The sequence below is a fragment of the Chryseobacterium camelliae genome (assembly GCF_002770595.1).
GTDB lineage: Bacteria > Bacteroidota > Bacteroidia > Flavobacteriales > Weeksellaceae > Chryseobacterium > Chryseobacterium camelliae.
Window position 1 is genome coordinate 811,331 of the sequence record NZ_CP022986.1, and the last position, 19,320, is coordinate 830,650.

The 19,320-nt window shown below is 43.0% G+C and carries 17 protein-coding genes; 7 read left to right on the forward strand and 10 right to left on the reverse strand.

The annotated features are described in order from the left end of the window. The first annotated feature begins 9 nt into the window (after nucleotides 1-9). The 3 genes from CGB83_RS03740 (at nucleotide 10) to CGB83_RS03750 (ending at nucleotide 3,694) form a co-directional block, all read left to right on the forward strand. Nucleotides 10-747 carry an SDR family NAD(P)-dependent oxidoreductase gene (locus tag CGB83_RS03740; RefSeq protein ID WP_100074589.1) on the forward strand — a complete coding sequence of 246 codons (738 nt, stop codon included), beginning with the start codon at nucleotides 10-12 and terminating at the stop codon, nucleotides 745-747. 779 nt (nucleotides 748-1,526) lie between these two features. After that, nucleotides 1,527-2,366 (forward strand): SDR family NAD(P)-dependent oxidoreductase, encoded by an 840-nt coding sequence (locus tag CGB83_RS03745; protein WP_100074590.1) that lies wholly within the window; start codon nucleotides 1,527-1,529, stop codon nucleotides 2,364-2,366. Between the two features lie 413 nt (nucleotides 2,367-2,779). Next, complete coding sequence (locus tag CGB83_RS03750; RefSeq protein WP_100074591.1) at nucleotides 2,780-3,694, forward strand: helix-turn-helix domain-containing protein; 915 nt, start codon at nucleotides 2,780-2,782, stop codon at nucleotides 3,692-3,694. A 65-nt stretch (nucleotides 3,695-3,759) separates the two neighbouring features. Here CGB83_RS03750 and CGB83_RS03755 read toward each other — a convergent pair whose 3' ends face one another. After that, nucleotides 3,760-5,157 carry a phosphatidylinositol-specific phospholipase C gene (locus tag CGB83_RS03755; protein WP_100074592.1) on the reverse strand — a complete coding sequence of 466 codons (1,398 nt, stop codon included), beginning with the start codon at nucleotides 5,155-5,157 and terminating at the stop codon, nucleotides 3,760-3,762. Between the two features lie 240 nt (nucleotides 5,158-5,397). On the opposite strand from CGB83_RS03755, the gene CGB83_RS03760 reads away from it, so the two are divergent. The 3 genes from CGB83_RS03760 to CGB83_RS03770 all read left to right on the forward strand — a co-directional run bounded on the left by CGB83_RS03760 (nucleotide 5,398) and on the right by CGB83_RS03770 (nucleotide 6,481). Continuing rightward, a complete protein-coding gene (locus CGB83_RS03760) occupies nucleotides 5,398-5,754 on the forward strand; it encodes a helix-turn-helix domain-containing protein (RefSeq protein ID WP_100074593.1) in 357 nt (118 codons plus the stop codon). A gap of 182 nt (nucleotides 5,755-5,936) precedes the next feature. Continuing rightward, nucleotides 5,937-6,173: a hypothetical protein gene (locus CGB83_RS03765; RefSeq protein ID WP_100074594.1), complete on the forward strand. Its 237-nt coding sequence runs from the start codon at nucleotides 5,937-5,939 to the stop codon at nucleotides 6,171-6,173. Continuing rightward, the gene (locus tag CGB83_RS03770) at nucleotides 6,170-6,481 is read left to right on the forward strand and encodes a type II toxin-antitoxin system RelE/ParE family toxin (protein WP_228420075.1); all 312 of its coding nucleotides are present in this window, start codon (nucleotides 6,170-6,172) and stop codon (nucleotides 6,479-6,481) included. Before CGB83_RS03765 ends, CGB83_RS03770 begins: the two co-directional genes overlap by 4 nt. 42 nt (nucleotides 6,482-6,523) lie before the next feature. Here CGB83_RS03770 and gldG read toward each other — a convergent pair whose 3' ends face one another. The 6 genes from gldG to kbl all read right to left on the reverse strand — a co-directional run bounded on the left by gldG (nucleotide 6,524) and on the right by kbl (nucleotide 12,128). After that, nucleotides 6,524-8,191, reverse strand: coding sequence for a gliding motility-associated ABC transporter substrate-binding protein GldG (gene gldG, locus CGB83_RS03775; protein WP_100074596.1), 1,668 nt, complete (start codon nucleotides 8,189-8,191; stop codon nucleotides 6,524-6,526). 4 nt (nucleotides 8,192-8,195) lie between these two features. After that, nucleotides 8,196-8,924: an ABC transporter permease gene (locus CGB83_RS03780; RefSeq protein ID WP_100074597.1), complete on the reverse strand. Its 729-nt coding sequence runs from the start codon at nucleotides 8,922-8,924 to the stop codon at nucleotides 8,196-8,198. 84 nt (nucleotides 8,925-9,008) lie between these two features. Next, nucleotides 9,009-9,557 carry a CopD family protein gene (locus tag CGB83_RS03785; RefSeq protein ID WP_100074598.1) on the reverse strand — a complete coding sequence of 183 codons (549 nt, stop codon included), beginning with the start codon at nucleotides 9,555-9,557 and terminating at the stop codon, nucleotides 9,009-9,011. Between the two features lie 186 nt (nucleotides 9,558-9,743). Beyond that, nucleotides 9,744-10,388 (reverse strand): hypothetical protein, encoded by a 645-nt coding sequence (locus CGB83_RS03790; protein ID WP_100074599.1) that lies wholly within the window; start codon nucleotides 10,386-10,388, stop codon nucleotides 9,744-9,746. 16 nt (nucleotides 10,389-10,404) lie between these two features. Beyond that, complete coding sequence (locus CGB83_RS03795; RefSeq protein WP_100074600.1) at nucleotides 10,405-10,863, reverse strand: toxin-antitoxin system YwqK family antitoxin; 459 nt, start codon at nucleotides 10,861-10,863, stop codon at nucleotides 10,405-10,407. Between the two features lie 68 nt (nucleotides 10,864-10,931). Beyond that, nucleotides 10,932-12,128, reverse strand: a complete 1,197-nt coding sequence (kbl, locus tag CGB83_RS03800) for a glycine C-acetyltransferase (RefSeq protein ID WP_100074601.1) — start codon at nucleotides 12,126-12,128, stop codon at nucleotides 10,932-10,934. A gap of 159 nt (nucleotides 12,129-12,287) precedes the next feature. Between kbl and CGB83_RS03805 the strand changes: the two genes are divergently transcribed. Beyond that, the gene (locus CGB83_RS03805; RefSeq protein WP_100074602.1) at nucleotides 12,288-13,166 is read left to right on the forward strand and encodes a cupin-like domain-containing protein; all 879 of its coding nucleotides are present in this window, start codon (nucleotides 12,288-12,290) and stop codon (nucleotides 13,164-13,166) included. An 18-nt stretch (nucleotides 13,167-13,184) separates the two neighbouring features. Here the strand turns inward: CGB83_RS03805 and CGB83_RS03810 are convergent, their stop codons facing one another. From CGB83_RS03810 to priA, 3 genes are all read right to left on the reverse strand, one after another. After that, complete coding sequence (locus CGB83_RS03810; protein ID WP_100074603.1) at nucleotides 13,185-15,110, reverse strand: M1 family metallopeptidase; 1,926 nt, start codon at nucleotides 15,108-15,110, stop codon at nucleotides 13,185-13,187. Between the two features lie 88 nt (nucleotides 15,111-15,198). Beyond that, entirely contained in the window at nucleotides 15,199-16,671 is a 1,473-nt protein-coding gene (dacB, locus tag CGB83_RS03815; RefSeq protein WP_100074604.1) for a D-alanyl-D-alanine carboxypeptidase/D-alanyl-D-alanine endopeptidase, read from the reverse strand. Nucleotides 16,672-16,830: 159 nt separating this feature from the next. Then, on the reverse strand, nucleotides 16,831-19,278 hold the full coding sequence (gene priA / locus CGB83_RS03820) for a replication restart helicase PriA (RefSeq protein ID WP_100074605.1): 2,448 nt from the start codon (nucleotides 19,276-19,278) through the stop codon (nucleotides 16,831-16,833). Between the last annotated feature and the right edge of the window lie 42 nt (nucleotides 19,279-19,320).

The window sequence follows — 19,320 nt, forward strand, 5'->3', positions numbered from 1 at the left end:
AAAAAAGACATGCAAACCGTACTGATTACAGGAGCCAACAGAAGCATCGGGCTCGAAACCGCAAAACAGCTTTCCAAAAAAGGATTGCTTGTATATTTAGGAAGCCGCGACCTTACCAAAGGAGAAGAGATTATAGAAGATCTTACCGAAAAAGGATTTCAGAACCTCAGGGCTATTGAAATTGACGTCACCAATCCGGAATCTGTCCTCAATGCCAAAGAGCGCATCAAAAATGAACAGGGAAAACTTGACATCCTGATCAACAATGCCGGCATTTTAGGCGTTATTCCGCAAACTGCAGAGAATACGGCCGTTGAAGACATCAAAACCGTTTTCGAAACCAATTTCTTCGGCGTTATCAGCGTTACCCAAACGTTCCTGGACCTTTTGAAGAAATCTGACCAGCCGAGAATCAGCAATATCACTTCCGGGTTAGGATCCCTTACTCTGCACAGCGATCCTTCATGGAAATACTATCATGTAAAAAATGCTGCTTACGGTCCTTCCAAATCCGCTTTGAATGCTTACACCATTGTCCTTGCCTACGAACTTCGGGATCTTCCTTTTAAGGTCAACGTAATCGATCCCGGATATACCGCAACGGATTTCAATCATCACAACGGGCCGGGTTCCGTAGAAAGTGCTGCATCTTTCATCGTCAAACATACTCTGGCTGATGAACATGGTCCGACCGGCCAGTATTTCAGCAATGACATTGAAGATGAGGATGGAATCAGTCCTTGGTAATGGGATTTGGTATCGATGCACCATCTCCTATTTCAATAGGGATCATAATATATAAGATGCGTTTATTTAAGCGCATCTTTTTTGATACCGTGTTTCCGAAAAAGTAATTTTCTTGATGTTTACAGCCTTTATTTTCTTAACGCCTTTCTTTTCCAGGTCGATTGTAATTCCTATTAATCAATAGTAGTCAAATTTAAAATTCGTCTACCATCTACCATCTCTCATCTAAAATCTATAATTTAAAATCTAAAATTCAAAATTCAAAATTCTCTGTCTATCATCTATCCGTCTATCATCTCTCATCTAAAATCATATGCCCCCCTCTTTTCTTTTGTCTTGATACAAAAGAAACAAAAGATCAAGACTGGAAAGAAAGACTAAAAATAAAGCCTGTGCTCTAAAAATTCTAAACTTGCGCGGATCAGCTATGGGCACTGTCTTTGAAGTTTTTGTGCCGCGCTTCGGACAGAAGAATTTTCTTAACGGTCACAGCCTTCATTTTCTTAACGCCTTTCTTTCCCAGATCGATTGTAATGCCTGTTAATCAATAGTAGTCAAATTTAAAATTCGTCTACCATCTACCATCTCTCATCTAAAATCTATAATTTAAAATCTAAAATTCAAAATTCAAAATTCTCTGTCTATCATCTATCCGTCTATCATCTCTCATCTAAAATCATATTCCCTTCACGATTCGGTTACATCACCGGTGGATTGGGTTAGTTTTTCTGTGCTTCCGCTGCTGATCTTTGTACCATCATTCAAAATAAATATTCACAATGGAAACAAACAAAGTATGGTTCGTTACAGGAGCCTCAAAAGGATTAGGATTTGAACTGGTTAAAAAGTTATTATCGGAAGGATTCCGGGTGGCGGCCACGAGCCGCAGTGTAGGTTCTTTGGTTTCTTCTTTCGGGGAGGCGTCAGAAAACTTCTTGCCATTGGGCATGGATATTACGGATAATTCCGATGTACAATCTTCCGTTGCCAAAACGGTTGAGCATTTCGGAAACCTGGATGTCATTGTCAACAATGCCGGTTACGGCCAGTTGGGAACGTTGGAAGAACTGACAGATGAGGAAGCCAAAGCGAATTTCGAGGTCAATGTTTTCGGAAGCCTGAATGTGATCCGGAATGCGATGCCCTACCTTCGGGAACAGAGATCAGGGAAGATTTTCAACATCTCCTCTATTGGCGGTTATGCAGGGAACTTTCCGGGCTGGGGAATTTATTGTTCCACTAAATTTGCTGTTGCCGGATTTACGGAAGCTCTGGCGGAAGAAATCCGGCCGTTCGGGGTTCATGCAACCGTGGTGTACCCAGGATATTTCCGCACCGATTTTTTAACCCAGGAATCAGCAAAAACGCCTGCCCATGCGATCGAAGCGTATGAATCGGCCAGGAATTCCGAACAGGCACACCTGAATGAGATCAACGGAAACCAGCCGAACGATCCTGTAAAAGCAGCGGAAGCATTGATCGCATTAAGCAAAGAAGATCATCCACCGGTTCATTTCCTGCTTGGCATCGAAACCCAGGAGTTTCTGAACAATAAGATTGACGCAATTACGAAGGATGCAAAAGCTTGGGAGAACCTGACGGTATCCACGGCTATTTAATGTTCTTTTGTCTTGAAATCGAAAATTTGACATTGTCAAACAAAAGAAATAAGTTGCCTCCGTAAAGTCGGTGAATTTCACCTCAAGACTCGAAAGAAAGGCTAAAAATAAAGGCTGTTTACTAAAAATTCTAAACTTGTGCGGATTGACTAAGAGCACTATCTCTGAAGTTCTTGTGCCGCGCTTCGGACAGAAGAATTTTCTTAACGTTTACAGCCCTCATTTTCTTAACGCCTTTCTTTCCTAGGTCGTTTCTGATCGTTAGTTAATCGACATCCTTCAAAATTCAAAATCTATAATCTAAAATCCAAAATTGATTGTCTAATGTCTATCATCTCTCATCTAAAATCTAGATTGAACATCCAAAATAAAAGAATGCATTCTTTTTAATTTAATTAAATAACTTAGTGCTTATGAAAGAGACGTTCCGTTTTAATTCGATTTCGGATTTCCATGCATTCTGTGGCCTGCCGAAACCTGAACATCCGCTGATCAGCCTCATTGATTACAGCAAGGTGCAGTATCCGGTCAATGATGACGAAATGAAATGGATCCAGAACTATTATTCCATAGGCCTGAAAAGGAACGTGAATGCCCGGTTTAATTACGGACAGCAGGAATATGATTTTGATTCCGGCGTGCTGTGCTTTGTGTCCCCGCTCCAGTTTCTTCGGATTGAAATGAAGCTGGATGTGGAAGTAGCGCCCACTGGATACCTGCTGCTGATCCACCCCGATTTTCTTTGGGGAACGTCCCTGATCAGGAAAATGAAATCCTATGAGTTTTTCAGCTACCGGATCAATGAAGCCCTGTTTCTGTCAGAAAAAGAAGAGAATATCATCGTTGACCTGTTTAAAAATATTGAAAAGGAATACCGGAACAACATCGATAAGTTTACCCAGGAACTGATAGTTGCCCAGCTGGAACTGTTCCTGATCTATTCTGAACGGTTTTATGAACGGCAATTCCTTACCCGGAAAAAATCCAGCCATGAGCTGCTTGACAAATTCGAGGAAGTCCTTTCCGGTTATTTTGAAAATGGAAGCCTTCTGGAACATGGTATTCCTTCCGTCACCGCCATTGCGGAACAGCTGAATATCTCTCCCAATTATCTCGGCAGCCTGCTGCGAATCCATACGCAACAGAATACGCAACAGCATATCCAGAACAAGCTGATCGATTATGCCAAGGAACGCCTGAGCACTACGAATTTATCTGTGAGTGAAATTGCTTATGAACTGGGATTTGAGCATCCGCAGTCGTTCAGCAAGCTTTTTAAGCAGAAAACCAGTCAATCGCCGCTGGAATTCAGGAAATTGTTTCACTGAGTTTCTCCATGATACAAAAGACAGAAGCCAGGATGGCTTCTGTTTTTTTAATGATTTAATTTCCATTAATAATTCGACTGGATGATGTTATTGATAAGACCGTTTTCAACAGGGTTATCGCCACCGTTGTTATAAAAATCAAGCGGAATAATACCTAACCGTTTCTTCCCGGAATACCGGGTATAATCCCGCAGCCACGGATCCATGGCGGGATCTATCCCTAAACCGCCCCAGGCATACTGGTAGGGCGTATGATGCATGAATCCGACGGCAATACTATTGAACGTTAGATAAAGAATCTGCTGATTAGCGGCATCCGTTTTTACTGCTCTTTCCAAATTAGCCTGTACCAGTTCTGCCTTTTTATGGGTATCATAGCTCTGGTAGTTGTCTTCAATGTAAAATTTCTGCTGGTTGGCGTTTACCGATTCAAATGTCTGATCATCCTGCCACGGCCCGAAACGGACTCCGACCGCATTTTTATCGATTCCGGAAGTTCCCACATTCAGGTCAAACCGGTAGAAAAATACGATTTTCCCTCTCGCCTGCTGAAGGTCAGGGATTGTATTGCCTTTGTAATACAGGGAATCATATTTCTTGAGGTAGGTAATAAAGTTGGCAGAAATATCCTCCCCTCCCTTTTCATTATTTACAGACATCAGGATTACTTCGGATGGATGGCTTTTCAGGAAAGCATCACAGGCATCGAGTACCTGCCCGAAACTTACATCGCAGGAAACAAATCCATGATACAGCACCAGAGGATCTGAAGTATTGGAATCGTTCACCAGCCGGATGTCCTGAAAGCGTATGCCGTCTTCAAGCTGCCTTCCAATGTCATAATTCTGGCATCTTGCTCCTACAATTACGGAAGATATTTTATAGGTTCCGGAATCATGGGTTCCCGGCACGCTAAGGGCCAGCAAAGAAGTATTCTGGCTGAGCTTGCCCATCCATTCCGTCATATTGAGGGAAAAATAAAACTCGTTGACCCCGGATACTGCAATATTGCAGTTGAAATCGGTTCCCGGATCTGTAGAAAGCATATAAACATTCCCGGTTTTCTTAAGTTGCCGGCTGCCGATCCACCAGTTGTTCTGAGACATCCAGTTGTGCCCCTGTCCGATCACGACGCCGTTGATCTGGCAATGTTTATTATTGTAATCAAAAGAAAGATTACAGGTGAAAGCAAAATTCAATTCAGCGGGCATGCTTTCGGAAGTGCTGCATCCGATAGCAATGCCGCCTGAGATCTGGTTTCTGAACCAGCCGGCTACTCCATCGCTGCCTTTTCTTCCGGCCCGCACCATAATTTCCCAGGCATTGCTTCCTTTATTAGTTACCGAAGGCGTATTTTCCCAGGGCTGCCCGGAAGTAATGGAATGATCTGTAATAGAGATCTGTAAATTGCTTACCCCATCCATTACATGAAGGATAAAGGCATTGTCACGAATTGTTGGCATAATATTTAGGATTTAGGTTAAAACTGATAAACAAGATTTTCGGTTATAAATTCCTTCTTCATTACCTCAAAATTAGACGGAAATGCACAAACGCAACTGAGGGTAAATACTGATTTTCAAAAACGGGGGTTTTTACTTATTATTCAATCAAAGTATCCGGAATATCCGGACAATTACAGCCATGCATTTTACATGAACACAATTTTCTCTATATTTGTACAAAGCACGAATACCGCAACTATGGAAAAGCTAAAAAATCTAAGAAAACAAAGAGGAATCTCTCAGGAAAAGCTGGCAAGCGTCATCTCAACAGATCCATCCAACTACTCCCGGAAAGAAAGAGGGGAAGTAAGAATGTATGATGATGAATGGGAAAAACTGGCCAAAGCACTGGAGGTGGAAGTGGATGATATCAAAGAGGAAAAACCCCTAAATATCGTTAACAACAATCCTATTTTTCACGATAATTCCGGAAACTTCAATCAATATTTTAATGTACCGGAACATGTACTAGGGAATCTTAATGATTATATTAATTTATTGAGAGAACAGAATGAGGCTTTGAAACAGGAAAATGAAAGGCTGAAAAACAGTTAGAAACATGGAGAGACCAATAGGTTTCTCTTTTTTTTTTTTACGATACCTCAGATTTATCATTTACAAAGCTCAAAACCTCACTGAAGGAAGATAACAGCCTTTATATCTTATTGATAAAGACTATTTCGTATTGAATATAACATTAAAAATTAATTTGTATTTTTGATTAAAAGATATCAGTTATGGATCTTCAAACAAGAAAATTACATTTGATCACTTACCTTGCTCAATTGCAGGATGAGCTGTTTTTTGACAAAATTGAAAAATATGTTTTTTCAAAATCAGAGAAAGAAGATTATGTTCAGCCTTTTTCTATGGAAGAATTCAATCAAAGAATTGACCGGTCATTAGATGATTCAGACAACAATAGAGTAACCGAATCTGATGAATTGCTTTTTGAAATAAGGCAATGGGAATGAAAGTATTCTGGACAGACTTTGCGAAAGAACAATTAAAAAACATTTTTGATTACTACAAAGTAAGAGTGAATCAGAGAATTGCGAAGGATCTTATCACCGGAATTGTGAAAAAGACAAAAACGCTCGAACTTCAAAAAGAAATGGGACAAAAAGAAGAATTGCTTTTACCCAGAAAAGAGAATTTCAGATATTTGGCTTATAAAAATTATAAAATTATCTACTGGTGTAACACAAAAGTAGACAGAATCGAAATTACTGATGTTTTCGATACCAGACAAAATCCTGGAAAAATGCAGGAAAGACAATAAAAAAGAGAAGCTTACAGGCTTCTCTTTTTCTATATCATTTATTTATTCAAACTTCTTTTTCCTCAGCCAGAAGAACAGTCCTCCCAGCAGTCCGATGATGGCAAGCGGCAGCAGTAAATTCAGCCATTGCCAGTTGGTTTTTTCTTCGGTAATCCTCTGCCGGTCGAGAAGCCTTTCTTCGATGTTGCGGTTTCTCAGTTCCATAAGGTTGCTGTCATCCAACAGATAATCCAGGGCATTTCTGAGGAACTGTTCGTTTCCGAACTGTTCATTGGTCAGCATATCCACGCCTAACGGCAACGGCTGTCCCTTGATGACTTTATTCCGTCCTACATCACCGTCCGCAATCACGATCATTTTATTCTCCGGACTCACCGCTTTAAAACCGGGATATGATTTCCGTTCAATCCTGGATGCATAGGCAGACGTGAATTTCCCTTCAAGGGATACGGCATATATTTTCGGAGTGCTCGGCTTTTCCATTTGTCCTAAACTGTCTACGCTGGCGATTTCCTTCAGGTCTACATAATTCGGGACCTGTTTCAGCAGGGTTCTTTCGCTGGATTCGAAAAGTACGTTGGTTTTGATGTTTTTCCTTCCGAGCGTATCGATGGAAGTCGGGAACTCAAATTTTACCGGATTGATATTTTTGGTTACCGGGTTATCTTTTTCAGCGATTCCTAATGGGAAATACGGCCAGGGAAGGCTGGTGTACTGCGGGTTCCCGCCTACTTCACCGGTGACCAGCCTCAGCAGGGCAAATTTCTTCACATCCTTTACCAGGGCAGGATTGATCCTGATCCCGTAATTGAAGAAGAAATCGGTCATATTGATGTCTACCGGGAACGGCATTACCTTTTTGGATCGTGTCAGGGTATCCATTTCGGCATTCACGGCATCAATCATCCATAAGGTCCTGCCTCCGTTCATGATGTACTGGTCCAGGATCACCTTTTCATTATCGGTAAAGGCTTTTCTGGGCTTGGCAATCACCAGTGCGCTCATCTGCTTCAGCAAAGGCACATCGGCAAGGCTCAGTTCTTTCTGGTTTTTAGGGATGATCGGTCCGGCATCATAATTTTCCAGTGCCAGATGCATGAATCCCTGGAACTCATCCGGGCTCAGCTCATCCTGATTGACCAGGACGCCGATTTTCTTTCTTTTATCAGCCGATACGTTTTTGATGTTGGAAACCAGGTTGTATTCCAGGTTTTCAATGGATTTATTGAGCTGTGCATCCGCATCTATCCCGGTCTGCTGCACCACCAAAGGAATGGAAACCCCTCTGTTGTTGTATTTGATCACGGCATACGGAAACAGGTAGATCTGCGAGACTTTCCCGTCTTTGATATCCGGCAGCACAGAAGGCTGCATGCCCATAGCCATCAGGGTATCCTGTGAGATCTTGCTTTTAATGGGATCTATAAATTTAAAATCGATCTTCGGATTGATCTTCCTGAATTCTTCCAGCATGAAACGCGTCTCACTCTGAAGCTGCTTGAAGCTCGCCGGGAAATCTCCTTCGAGGTACACATCCACCGTCAGCGGTTTCTTTACGGATTCAAGCACTTTAACGGTATTCTCAGAAAGTGTATAGCGTTTTTCTTTGGTAAGGTCAAGCCTGATCCCGGAAATATAGAGGACCACGGCGAGCGGAAGGATCAGGAACAGTACAATGCCCAACGGAGACCTGAATGAAATCTTCTTCATACGTTTACTTCTTTTTTTGGATAAAATGGTTGGACAATACTAAGGTAATACCGATCATCAGGACAAAATAGGCGACATCTTTGAAATCAATCAGCCCTCTGGTAAACCCTAAAAAGTGCTGGTAAAAACCTATGCTCTGCAGGATGAAGTCTGCACCGCCCAGCAGCTTGTAACTGGCCAGCTGCTCGATCCCGAAATACATGATGAAACACATGAAAACGCCCAAAAGGTAAGCCATGATCTGGTTCTGGGAAAGTGATGAAGCCAGGATTCCCACACCTGAAAAGGCTGCAATTAAAATAATTAACCCGATATAGCTCCCGAAGGTCATCCCAAGGTCGATATTCCCGGCAGGAACGCCTAATACATATACGGTGTACAGGTAGATCAGTGAAGGGATGAGGCAAAGAATACCCACGATCCATACCGAAAGGAACTTCCCGAAAACAAGGTCCGAAACTTTCAGAGGCTGCGAAAACAGCCAGTTCAGGGTCCCGGTCTGATGCTCTTCGGCAAAGGTCTTCATGGAAAGGGCCGGAATAATGAACATCAGCAGCCACGGCACCAGCACAAAATAACTTTGCAGGGAAGCCATCCCGATTTCGAAGATATTGGAATCGTTATCGAAAAAAAACAGGAAGAGCGTAACGATCAGGCTGAATGCCGCCATAATCACCCAGGCGCTCCAGTTCCCGAAATAACTCCAGAGTTCTTTTTTTAAAATTGCAAACATAGTTTTTATAGTAAAAGGTAAAAAGTATTTATGTATTCAGGAATGCACCGGTTTGCAGCCAACTGCATTACCTCTTCAACAATTTTATTTTTTCTTGTTTTTATTCACCAGCTTCACCGTCATCATGATCAGCACTACCAGAACGAAAAATCCGGTAATTAATTGCCACCAGTATTCAATCACCATAGATTTCAGGATCACGGTAAACACGACCAGGAAGAGAATAAAAGTCGCAATCTCATTAGCCTGCCTCAATTTGATATTTGCGGTTTCAAGGGTTTGCCCGTTAAGCTCCTTCAGCCGCAGCACTTTCTTCCAGCACCAGTAGTGGTACGCAGCCAGCCCTACCAGGAAGGTAAGCTTCAGGTGGAACCAGGGCGTTTTCATCAGTCCCGTATTCAGGAAAATCATGATGATCCCGCATACCGCCATAATCACTCCGGCAGGGACCGTGATGATGTTCCACAGCCTTCGCGCCATGAAAATATACTGTTCCCGTAAAATGCGTTTCTTGTCTTCCGGAAAGGCATCGGTATCCTTGTAGTACACAAAGATCCTTACCAGGTAGAAAATCCCTGCAAAATAGCTCACCATGAAGATAATGTGCAGTGCTTTGATAATGGTGTACAGCATCCTGAAAATTTGTTTGCAAAGATAGTTTATTTCACAAAAATTCAGCATTTAATATAAAAAAATGACGGGAAAATAAGGGTTACCGGAGAAAGTAGGAAAAAATAAAGCCTCCGCTGTAACAATAGATTTATTTAAAAAGACCTGGTTTAAGAATCTGTGATTCTGTAACCAGGCCCTGTAATTATATCAAAACTTAAAGATAAATTTGATGTCTACATTAAAATGCGGACGGAAACCTTCCTGTTCCTTGTCCCTGTCGTTCAGGAAACCAAATACATTGATGGGTTCAACCCCATATTCTTTGCCTTGTACATTCCGGTACCTGATGTTCCGGTGGGCAATCCCGATTCCTACCTTCGGCATAAAACCGAACCATGAAGATTCCCTGTGCAGCAAAATGCTGTAATTGATGCTCAGTGCCTGGCGTGTCCTTTCATAATCCGCAGACTGGAAATGGTAGTATGAACCTGTTTCATCACTGTATTCTTCATTGATTTTTTTAGACTGATGGTTAAGGTAAGAAAATTCAGCAGAGATAAAATGTTTCAGCTTGGAATCCGGTGCAAGGCTGTAGTAGACTTCCGGCTTCACCTCAAAGATGGTATGGTCGTTTTCTTCAATATGATAAGGGGTCATCCCCTTCCGTCCGTAGGCTACTTCTGTACCGAGCCACCAACGTTCATTCAGGCGGTGCATGTACCCGACATTCCAGCGATAATCTCGGAGCGGAGCGAATCCGCTCACGGTAATAATGGAACGGTAATCACCCTGCTGGGCAGAAATCCCAAGTCCAAGTAAAAGAAAAATAAAACAGGTAAATTTTTGTATCATAGATTTTAAATAGTTATCAGTTGGTTTCTACGGTCAAACCTTTGGCCATTGAGATGCTGTCTGCTTTACTGCCCTGATGATAGATCTTGATGTAAGACAGCCTGCCCTCCTGAGTATAATATTTCCATGGGCCGAAATAAAACCAGTGCCTTTCACGGGCCGAAATTTCAAGCTTGGACTGACCTGATTCCATCACCTTACCATTGGGAAAATACCGTTTGGTTTTTGTGATGTCTTTCCTGATCTTATTTTTTTCGTACAGCCTATTCCCCAGGAATGTTTTCCAGGTTCCTGTTTTCTCTCCGTTCCTGTACTTTCCTATAGCAACCAGGGTTCCTTCATCAGCCGAATATTCCTCTTTCCATTTCCCATGCCTTTTACTGACATGATGATCGTCTTTGATATACTGATTCATTTTGGTTGTGCAGGAAGCCATGCATAATACCATTAAAACAGGAACAAGTATTTTATTCATAAAAAAAACAGGATTTCCACAAATATAGAAAATCCTGTTTAATTCCACTCAGGTAGAAATATATTAATTTAAGAAATCACATTCAGTGCCTTACCTACTTTTTCAAAAGCGGCAATGGCTTTATCCAGATGTTCTCTGGTATGGGCTGCGGAAAGCTGTACCCTGATCCTTGCTTTTCCTTTCGGCACCACCGGATAGAAGAACCCGATCACATAAATGCCTTCATCCATCAGCTTTTCAGCCATTTTCTGAGCGAGAGGCGCATCATACAGCATCACCGGAACTATAGCAGCGTCCCCGTCCGGGATATCAAACCCCTTTGCTTTCATTTCGGTCCTGAAATAGGCTGCATTTTCCATGACACGGTCACGAAGAGACGTATCCTCAGAAATCATATCCAATACTTTCAGCGCAGCCCCAACGATTCCCGGAGCCAGTGAATTGGAGAACAGATAGGGTCTTGAACGCTGTCTCAGCATATCAATGATCTCCTTTTTACCAGAAGTAAATCCGCCCAAAGCTCCTCCAAGGGCCTTTCCTAAAGTAGAGGTAATAATATCTACCCTGCCCATTACTTCATTGGCTTCGTGCGTTCCGCGTCCTGTTTTTCCTATGAATCCTGTTGCATGGGAATCATCAACCATTACCAGCGCATTGTATTTATCCGCCAGGTCGCAAACGCCTTTCAGGTCAGCAACAATACCATCCATGGAAAATACTCCGTCCGTTACAATGATTTTAAACCTGTGATCTTTCTCGGATGCTGCCATCAGCTGCGCTTCCAGGTCTTCCATATTGTTGTTTTTGTACCGGTATCTTGCCGCTTTGCAAAGACGTACCCCATCAATAATGGATGCGTGGTTCAGTTCATCTGAAATAATGGCATCTTCTTCCGTAAATAACGGTTCAAAAACCCCTCCGTTGGCATCAAAACAGGCTGCGTAAAGAATAGTGTCTTCCAGCCCGAGGAAATCAGCAATCTTCTGTTCCAGCTGTTTGTGGATGTCCTGAGTCCCGCAGATGAAACGCACGGAAGACATTCCGTAGCCATGGGATTCAATCATATCCTGGGATGCTTTCATCACATCAGGATGGTTGGATAGTCCCAGATAATTATTGGCGCAGAAATTCAGTAATTTCTTTCCGTTGGCTTCAATCTCAGCACTCTGCTGGGAAGTGATGATGCGCTCTCTTTTGTAGAGTCCGTCATTTTCAATATTCTCAAGTTCGTTCTGTAAATGCTGAAGGTATTTTTCAGAGATCATTATTGTTAATTTTAGATGTGCTAATTTAAGAAAAAGGCAGTAAACTAAAGAGCCCTCTACTTTTTATTCTTCCCGGCGGAAACAAAGGGCTTATTTAACTAAATTAGTCTATTTAAAAAGTAGACTAATCATTATCTTTGTGAGTCTAAATAATGAAGTATGAATCTATCGCCCATACCGAAGGTCAGGCAAATGAATGCCGGAGATTTCCTGAAAAACCATATGAAGACAGCCAAGCCTGTAGTACTGGAAGATTTTGTTGATCCCGGAAGCCCTGCCTTCCAAAAGTGGAATTATGATTATTTTAAATCTATCGCCGGAGACCATCAGGTCAATATTTACGGCAGCGAAATAGAATCTCTCGACAGGGTGGCCAGCAAGCCTGTACGGCAGAGCACGTTCTCCGAATACCTTGACCAGATCCGTACCGCGCCTACTGAAGAACGGCTTTTCCTGTTCAATCTCCTGACCATAAAACCGGAACTTAAAAGCGACCTTCAATATCATGATGTTACCGATGGCAAAGTCCTGAAATGGCTGCCTTTTATGTTTTTCGGAGGCGAAGGCTCTGTGACCCGGAACCACATTGACATTGATATGTCGCATGTTTTTATCACACAATTCCAGGGCATCAAGCGCATCTGGCTTTTCCCATGGGAACAGTCTGACCTGATGTATAAACTGCCATACAATTTCCACAGCCTTGCGAATGTAAAAGAACCGGATTATGATGAGTTCCCCGGACTGAAATACATCAACGGTTATGAAGCGGTCATCCAACCCGGCGAGACCCTGTATATTCCTTCAGGCTGGTGGCACTACATCCAGTACGAAACGGAAGGCTATTCGGTTTCTGTCCGTGCCCTGCCTTCCAGCTGGCTGGAGAAGTGGCGCGGATTCAAAAATATGGTTGTCATCCGTAACTTTGATAACCTGATGCGTACCATTTTCAAAGAGCGCTGGTTCAGGCATAAAGTGAAAGCAGCCAGAAGAAGGGCTGATAAAGCCATTAAAAAACAAAAGAGCTTTCAGATCTAAACTGAAAGCTCCTGTATGTTAGTATTTGATAAATTTTATATCCTTGTCCTTAATCCTGAACATATAGGTTCCCGGAACCAGCTCAGCGATATTGACTGCTTTGCCAGGCTCGTAGGCAGCCTTTCTAACCAGCTTTCCGTCTGTAAAGTAGATGGTATAATCCGTTTTTTGGAAGATTCCTTTTATGTTCAGCTCATTGCGTGCCGGATTAGGATAAAGGGCAAATGTTTCGGTTGGGAGATCTGCTGTTCCTAAAGTCGCATCCTGGGCCACTGTGGAATTTTTCTCCAGGATCTGGTATTCATAATTGAACTCCACACTGGCTACCGGGAAAGATACGGTCTGCGTAAAATACTGGTTGTTGGTGGTATTGTTCAGGGCAAAATAAGCTACCTGTCCACCGGTTCCGTTTACTTTTATGGGTAACGGCATTTCAAAGAAACTTACCGTAGGGCTGCTCTGCACCTGGGAAGCCCTGAAAGTAACCTGATTTCCGTTCTGTTTCCAGCGGATGGTATACGTAGGATACCCTTCTCCGTAGATCCAGTCGTTGAAGAATTCCGTAAAATCCTTGCCGGTTGACTGTAGTAATGAGGTATTAAGATCCGCGGTCTTAGCATAGCTGTAGGCCAGGTTGGGCCTGGAATGATACTCTTTTAAGGCCTGGTAAAAAGCCGTATCGCCTAAAATCCACTTCAGCATCCTGAGAACATAGCCTCCTTTAGCATAAGACAGCCTGCTGCTGAAAATCACTCCGATATTGTCCAAATTGGAATCGTCCACATACACGCTTCCTCCCGGCGCTCCCGTAATATAATTTTTCTGCCCCAGCAGATAAGTCATGAACTGGGTATTGGTCATCAGAAGTTTTTCATTGGCCAGGTGTTCGCCGAAGGTGGCAAAGCCTTCATTCAGCCAGATATCATTCCACGTGCCGCAGGTTACCTTATCGCCAAACCACTGATGCGCAAGTTCGTGGGCAATCACTCCCCTGTCCCAGCTGCTCATGGAAGACATGGTCTGGTGTTCCATGCAGGTCCCGCCGTACTGGAATTCCATATGCCCGTATTTCTCATTCCTGAACGGATAAGCTCCGAAATAAGTTTCAAAAGTATCCATCACCTGCTTCGTCCAGTTGATATTGGACATCGTTGACGTATTATTGGCCGTGGTTGGGTATACATAGTTTACAAAAGGGAACGGCGGCGATCCCATGGTATCATTCAGTTTGGTAAAATTGGTGATAGCCAGGGCGACGAGATAAGAAGCCATAGGATACATGGTCCTCCAGAATGTGAGCTTTTTCCCATTCTGAAGCTGGGTCTCAGACATCAGTTTACCGTTGGCTGCCACATTGTACTGTGATGGTGCAGTAATTTTAAAGTCGAAACGGTCGATCTTATCATTCATGCTTTGTTTTGTCGGGAACCAGTCCTGGGCTCCGTAAGGCTCGCTCAGTGTGGAAATAATGGGTGTCCCGTTCTGTGATCCGCTTGAAAATGCGTTGTTATCAGTAGCCGGCGGTCCGGAATAGGTAATCTTTAATGAGTCCGTCACATTAGCCGGAAGCGAAGACGCGAAATCAATCCTGACTTCCTTTGTAGGCAGCTGCTGGAAAATGAGGTTGGTCCCGTGATACTGCACCTGAGAAACCGTCAGCGTATTGGCCAGGTCAAAATAGATGCTGCTCATGCTCTGCGACGGCTTAAAATGCGATGTGACAGAGCCGGAAATATTGTAAACAGCCGGATCCAGGCTGACCTCCATCCTTTGGTACAGCAGGTCATAGTTAAGGGTATTGGGATTGACATTATAGGCAGTCATCTTTTGGGTAAAAGATTTCATTTCCTTATCAACCAACCCTTTGTGTTCTGCACTCAGCTGTTGGGAGAATCCCTGCTGACTAAACAATAAGGTTACTGCTAAAAGGGAAAGTTTTTTCATATGGAGATCATTATTTTGCAACCAAAGATAAAAAAAACCTTTCAATCCATGATTAAAAGGTTTTATCTTAATGAATTTTTAATTTTTTCTATAAATCTAATGCAGGTTCAAGAATTTTCTCCATTCTTTTTTTCACCATATCCACAGATCCTGCATAATTATTAACCATTAATGAGAAGACCAATGTCTTTCCAGTATTGGTTTTAAGATATCCTGCAAGGGTTTTCACTTTATTCAGAGTTCCCGTCTTCGCAAATACCTGCCCGTTTCCGGTTCCGATGAACATTCTTTTCAGTGTGCCTGACTGGCCGCCTACCGGTAGAGAATGGAGATATGTATTGTAATATTTCTCATCCATCAAAGAAGTCAAAAACTTGGCCTGGGCAATAGGCGTTACGTGATTGCTTCTTGAAAGCCCGCTGCCGTCCATATAGTTCAGCCCCTGTATATCAAAATTCCGCTCTCTCAGATGTTCCGTTACCACAACTCTTCCGGACTCCGAAGTCTGGTCACCCAGTTTCTGGAAGCCTACCGTTTTAAGAAGCGCTTCTGCCAGGGAATTGTCACTGTGCTGATTGGTATAGTAGATGATATCACCGAGCGTAGGTGATTTGTACATGGCAAGCATTTTACGGCTTTCAGGATTGGCATCCGTCATTTTCGGGGTTACCTTTCCGGTTACGGCAATACCGCTTTTTACAAGAGTCGTCCTGAAGGTATTGGCAAGATAAGCCGGAGCATCAGGAAGCTTTGTCGTCAGAATGCCGTTGCCTTCGTATTTGTCTGCGTACACTACTTTCTTCACATACGGTGAAACATAAAAGTATTTCTTATCCGCAGAAAAACCGGTGCTGTTTTTAACAATCAGTTTCTCGTTGGCCGGATTGATTTCCTGAGTGGTCCCTGCCGGGAGGTAGTAATTATTATGTTCCAACCAAACAACATTTTCCGGAAGCCCTGAAATATTGCCTTTGAAAAGCGCTGTCTGGATTATAATATCACCATTTACCTTTTTGATCCCCTCACGTGACATTCCGCCCATGAAATCTGAAATAATATCCCTGTACGACCATGCACCCGCCTTGTTGGTTCCCAAAGAAGGGTCGCCGCTTCCTACAAGGTAGAGGTTTCCGTTCAGCACTCCATTTTCATCAATACTTCCGGAATACTCCAGCTGGGTCATCCAGCGGTAGTTTTCTCCAAGCAGGTTCATGGCCGTCTCGGTGGTCAGGAGTTTGGTGGTGGAAGCAGGGACCAGCGGTGTGGTTTCGTTATACGAAGAAATCACCTTCTTCGTTTTCGGGTCATATACCACGAAGCCCCAGGTTGCATTCTTAAGCACCGGATCCGCCATCATGGTATTAACATTGATATCCACGAGCTCTTTGGCTGACAAAACGGTCTTCTCTACTGCAGCAGTGACAGGAGAAGGAAGATTTAAAGTGCTTTTCTGATTGTCGTAAGCCTGTGAATACAGTACTGTGGAAACGGTAGATTGGGCAAAGAAAAAACCAGTGGCCAAAACCGTAATACCTGAAACATATTTTCTGAAATTTACCATCTATTTTCTCATTTTCTTATAAATTTGATCGGCTAAGAATCAATAAGTTAAATTAATAACATCCGGTCAAACATATAATCAACGGTCAAAAGTAGAGAATATTGCTTAAAGTAGGACTTGGTGGCCCCTATAAAACCCTATAAAGTTTGTTAAAAAATGTTAATAATCCACAAAAATATCTTTTTTCACACTTTGATAAGCTATTATTTCATTGAACTCCTGAACACTAACCGCCACCAATTGCTTAAATGCTTCATATTTCTTTCCGCGCGGCAGTTTAAGCATAATCTGAAACTGATAAAGGTTGTTCAGTTTAGCAATCTGAGCCCTTTCCGGGCCTAGGACACATTCTTCCGGCAGGTACTTCCTGAGCACAGAACCCAAAAATTGGGAGGCACGGTCGACCCGGTCCTCTTTCCTGTGCTTAAGTTCAATCATCATGAGCCTCGTAAATGGCGGATAGTGGAATTTCTTCCGCTCATCCAGGAAATATTCATAGATTTTCGCAGGATCATTCATGGTGATCAGCTGAAAAACGGAATGTTCGGGATGATAGGTCTGAATGATAATCTTCCCGTTCCCGGAAACCCGGCCGGCCCTTCCGGAAACCTGTGTAATCAGCTGATATGCTCTTTCCTCTGCCCTGAAATCCTGTACATACAGCATGGAATCTGCTTTAGGAATGGTTACGAGTTCTACATGATCAAAATCCAGCCCTTTGGAAATCATCTGGGTTCCCACGACGATATCCGTTTCCCGGGATTCTATTTTCTCATACAGTTTTTCATACGCAAATTTTTTCCGCATGGAATCTACATCCATCCGGTCCACCTCCTGATCGGGGAATAGTTTGGATACTTCCTCATGGATCTGCTCCACGCCCACTCCTCTTTCATTCAGGTTCTCCGAATGGCATTTCGGGCAAACCCTGGGTTTTGACGCCCGCTGTCCACAGTAATGGCACTTCATTTCATTGGCTGCTTTATGGTACGTCATCACCACATCGCAGTTGGAACAGTAGTTAACATATCCGCAGGTTTCACATTCCACGACATTTGCGTAGCCGCGGCGGTTATGCAATACCATGACCTGATTATGCTCATCCAGCGTCTTTTTGATTTCATCCGTCAGTTTCAGGGAAAAATTGCCGGTCACTTTTTTGGATTCCTGGGCTTCTTTGAAATTAATGATTTCATAGGATGGCAGCTTTACATTTCCAAACCGTTCATTAATCAGGACATAGGTAAGCTTGTTTTTTTTGGCGAGATAATAACTTTCCACAGAAGGCGTTGCCGATCCTAAAATGACCCGGGCACCGTACAGTGGCCCGAAAACCAATGAAGCATCCCGTGCATTGAAATACGGCGATACTTCTCTCGGACGGTATGCAGAATCATGTTCTTCATCCACAATAACGAGTCCCAGGTTCTGAAAAGGCAGGAACAGGGCATTGCGGGTTCCGATCAGGATCCTGAGGTCATTCTGGCGTACCTTTTTCCATACTTCCACCCGTTCGAAATCCGTCAGTTTCTGATGGTAAAAACCAAGCAGCTTCCCGTATTTTTTCTCCAGCCGCTGGATGATCTGTTTGGCCAGTGACGTTTCAGGCAGCAGGAACAATACGTTTTTACCCTGCTGAATGCATTCTTCAATTTTTTCCAGGTAAATATGGGTCTTACCGGAAGAGGTAACGCCATGCAGCAATACATTTTTGCCTTCTTCAAAAGCAGCGTCAATATCGGACTTCGCTTTTTTCTGTGCATCGGAAAGTTCTTCAATGGCTTCTATATTGCCCTCGTAACTTTCCAGCCGGTCCTTGCGGAGGTAATATTCTTCCACCAGGTGCTTATCGGCAAGCGCTTTAAAATGGGAGGAGGCAAAAAAGCCGTCTTCAAAGAGGTCTGACTTTCTGATGGGCTGATCGGGATTCTCGGTCTGCTTTTCCAGGATAAACAGGAAAAGCTCCTTTTGTTTTACCGCCCTGTTCAGCTTTAACAACACCTCCATCAGGTTCATATCCTTGATAATCTCATCGCGGACCTTTACATAAGCGACTTCTTTCGCTTTATACTTTTCTGCAATTTTCTCATCAATTTCTATGTATTGGAGGTCAATCAGGGAATTGATGGTTTTGATGATATCTTTCTTGGGAATAAAAGCCTCAATATCCGTAAGGTTAATGAGCTGCCTGACTTCCAGGGCCTGGATCAGGTACATTTCATTCACATCAAGGTTTTCAAAATCGATGACCGCATTGGGCTTTAGCTTCAGGTAGGTTTCACTCTCCAGCTTCAGGGAAGATGGAAAAGCAAAACGGTAGATCTCACCCAGGCCGCACAGATAATAGTCTGACAGCCAGCTCCAGAATTTAAGCTGGGCTTCCGGCACAATGGGCTGTTCGTCCAGAATACTGATGATATCCTTGGCCAGAAAGCCTTCCGGCTGATTTTGATGCAATTCAAAAACAATCCCGGTGTAAATCTTTTTGCCACGAAAAGGGACCAATACCCGCATTCCCTTCTGAATCTGCGGTACAAGTTCTTCAGGAACGGTGTAAGTAAAAGATCCTTTTAAATTTAACGGTAAAATAATCTGGGCGTATTGCAAAGGAATAAATTAAACGTAAAATTAAGGGTTTATTTATACAAT

Excerpts from the sequence above, each read along its gene's own strand:
- CGB83_RS03740 (WP_100074589.1), top strand. The coding sequence starts at position 10 with ATGCAAACCGTACTGATTACAGGAGCCAACAGAAGCATCGGGCTCGAA.
- CGB83_RS03745 (WP_100074590.1), top strand. The coding sequence starts at position 1,527 with ATGGAAACAAACAAAGTATGGTTCGTTACAGGAGCCTCAAAAGGATTA.
- CGB83_RS03750 (WP_100074591.1), top strand. The coding sequence starts at position 2,780 with ATGAAAGAGACGTTCCGTTTTAATTCGATTTCGGATTTCCATGCATTC.
- CGB83_RS03755 (WP_100074592.1), bottom strand. The coding sequence starts at position 5,157 with ATGCCAACAATTCGTGACAATGCCTTTATCCTTCATGTAATGGATGGG.
- CGB83_RS03760 (WP_100074593.1), top strand. The coding sequence starts at position 5,398 with ATGGAAAAGCTAAAAAATCTAAGAAAACAAAGAGGAATCTCTCAGGAA.
- CGB83_RS03765 (WP_100074594.1), top strand. The coding sequence starts at position 5,937 with ATGGATCTTCAAACAAGAAAATTACATTTGATCACTTACCTTGCTCAA.
- CGB83_RS03770 (WP_228420075.1), top strand. The coding sequence starts at position 6,170 with ATGAAAGTATTCTGGACAGACTTTGCGAAAGAACAATTAAAAAACATT.
- gldG (WP_100074596.1), bottom strand. The coding sequence starts at position 8,191 with ATGAAGAAGATTTCATTCAGGTCTCCGTTGGGCATTGTACTGTTCCTG.
- CGB83_RS03780 (WP_100074597.1), bottom strand. The coding sequence starts at position 8,924 with ATGTTTGCAATTTTAAAAAAAGAACTCTGGAGTTATTTCGGGAACTGG.
- CGB83_RS03785 (WP_100074598.1), bottom strand. The coding sequence starts at position 9,557 with ATGCTGTACACCATTATCAAAGCACTGCACATTATCTTCATGGTGAGC.
- CGB83_RS03790 (WP_100074599.1), bottom strand. The coding sequence starts at position 10,388 with ATGATACAAAAATTTACCTGTTTTATTTTTCTTTTACTTGGACTTGGG.
- CGB83_RS03795 (WP_100074600.1), bottom strand. The coding sequence starts at position 10,863 with ATGAATAAAATACTTGTTCCTGTTTTAATGGTATTATGCATGGCTTCC.
- kbl (WP_100074601.1), bottom strand. The coding sequence starts at position 12,128 with ATGATCTCTGAAAAATACCTTCAGCATTTACAGAACGAACTTGAGAAT.
- CGB83_RS03805 (WP_100074602.1), top strand. The coding sequence starts at position 12,288 with ATGAATCTATCGCCCATACCGAAGGTCAGGCAAATGAATGCCGGAGAT.
- CGB83_RS03810 (WP_100074603.1), bottom strand. The coding sequence starts at position 15,110 with ATGAAAAAACTTTCCCTTTTAGCAGTAACCTTATTGTTTAGTCAGCAG.
- dacB (WP_100074604.1), bottom strand. The coding sequence starts at position 16,671 with ATGGTAAATTTCAGAAAATATGTTTCAGGTATTACGGTTTTGGCCACT.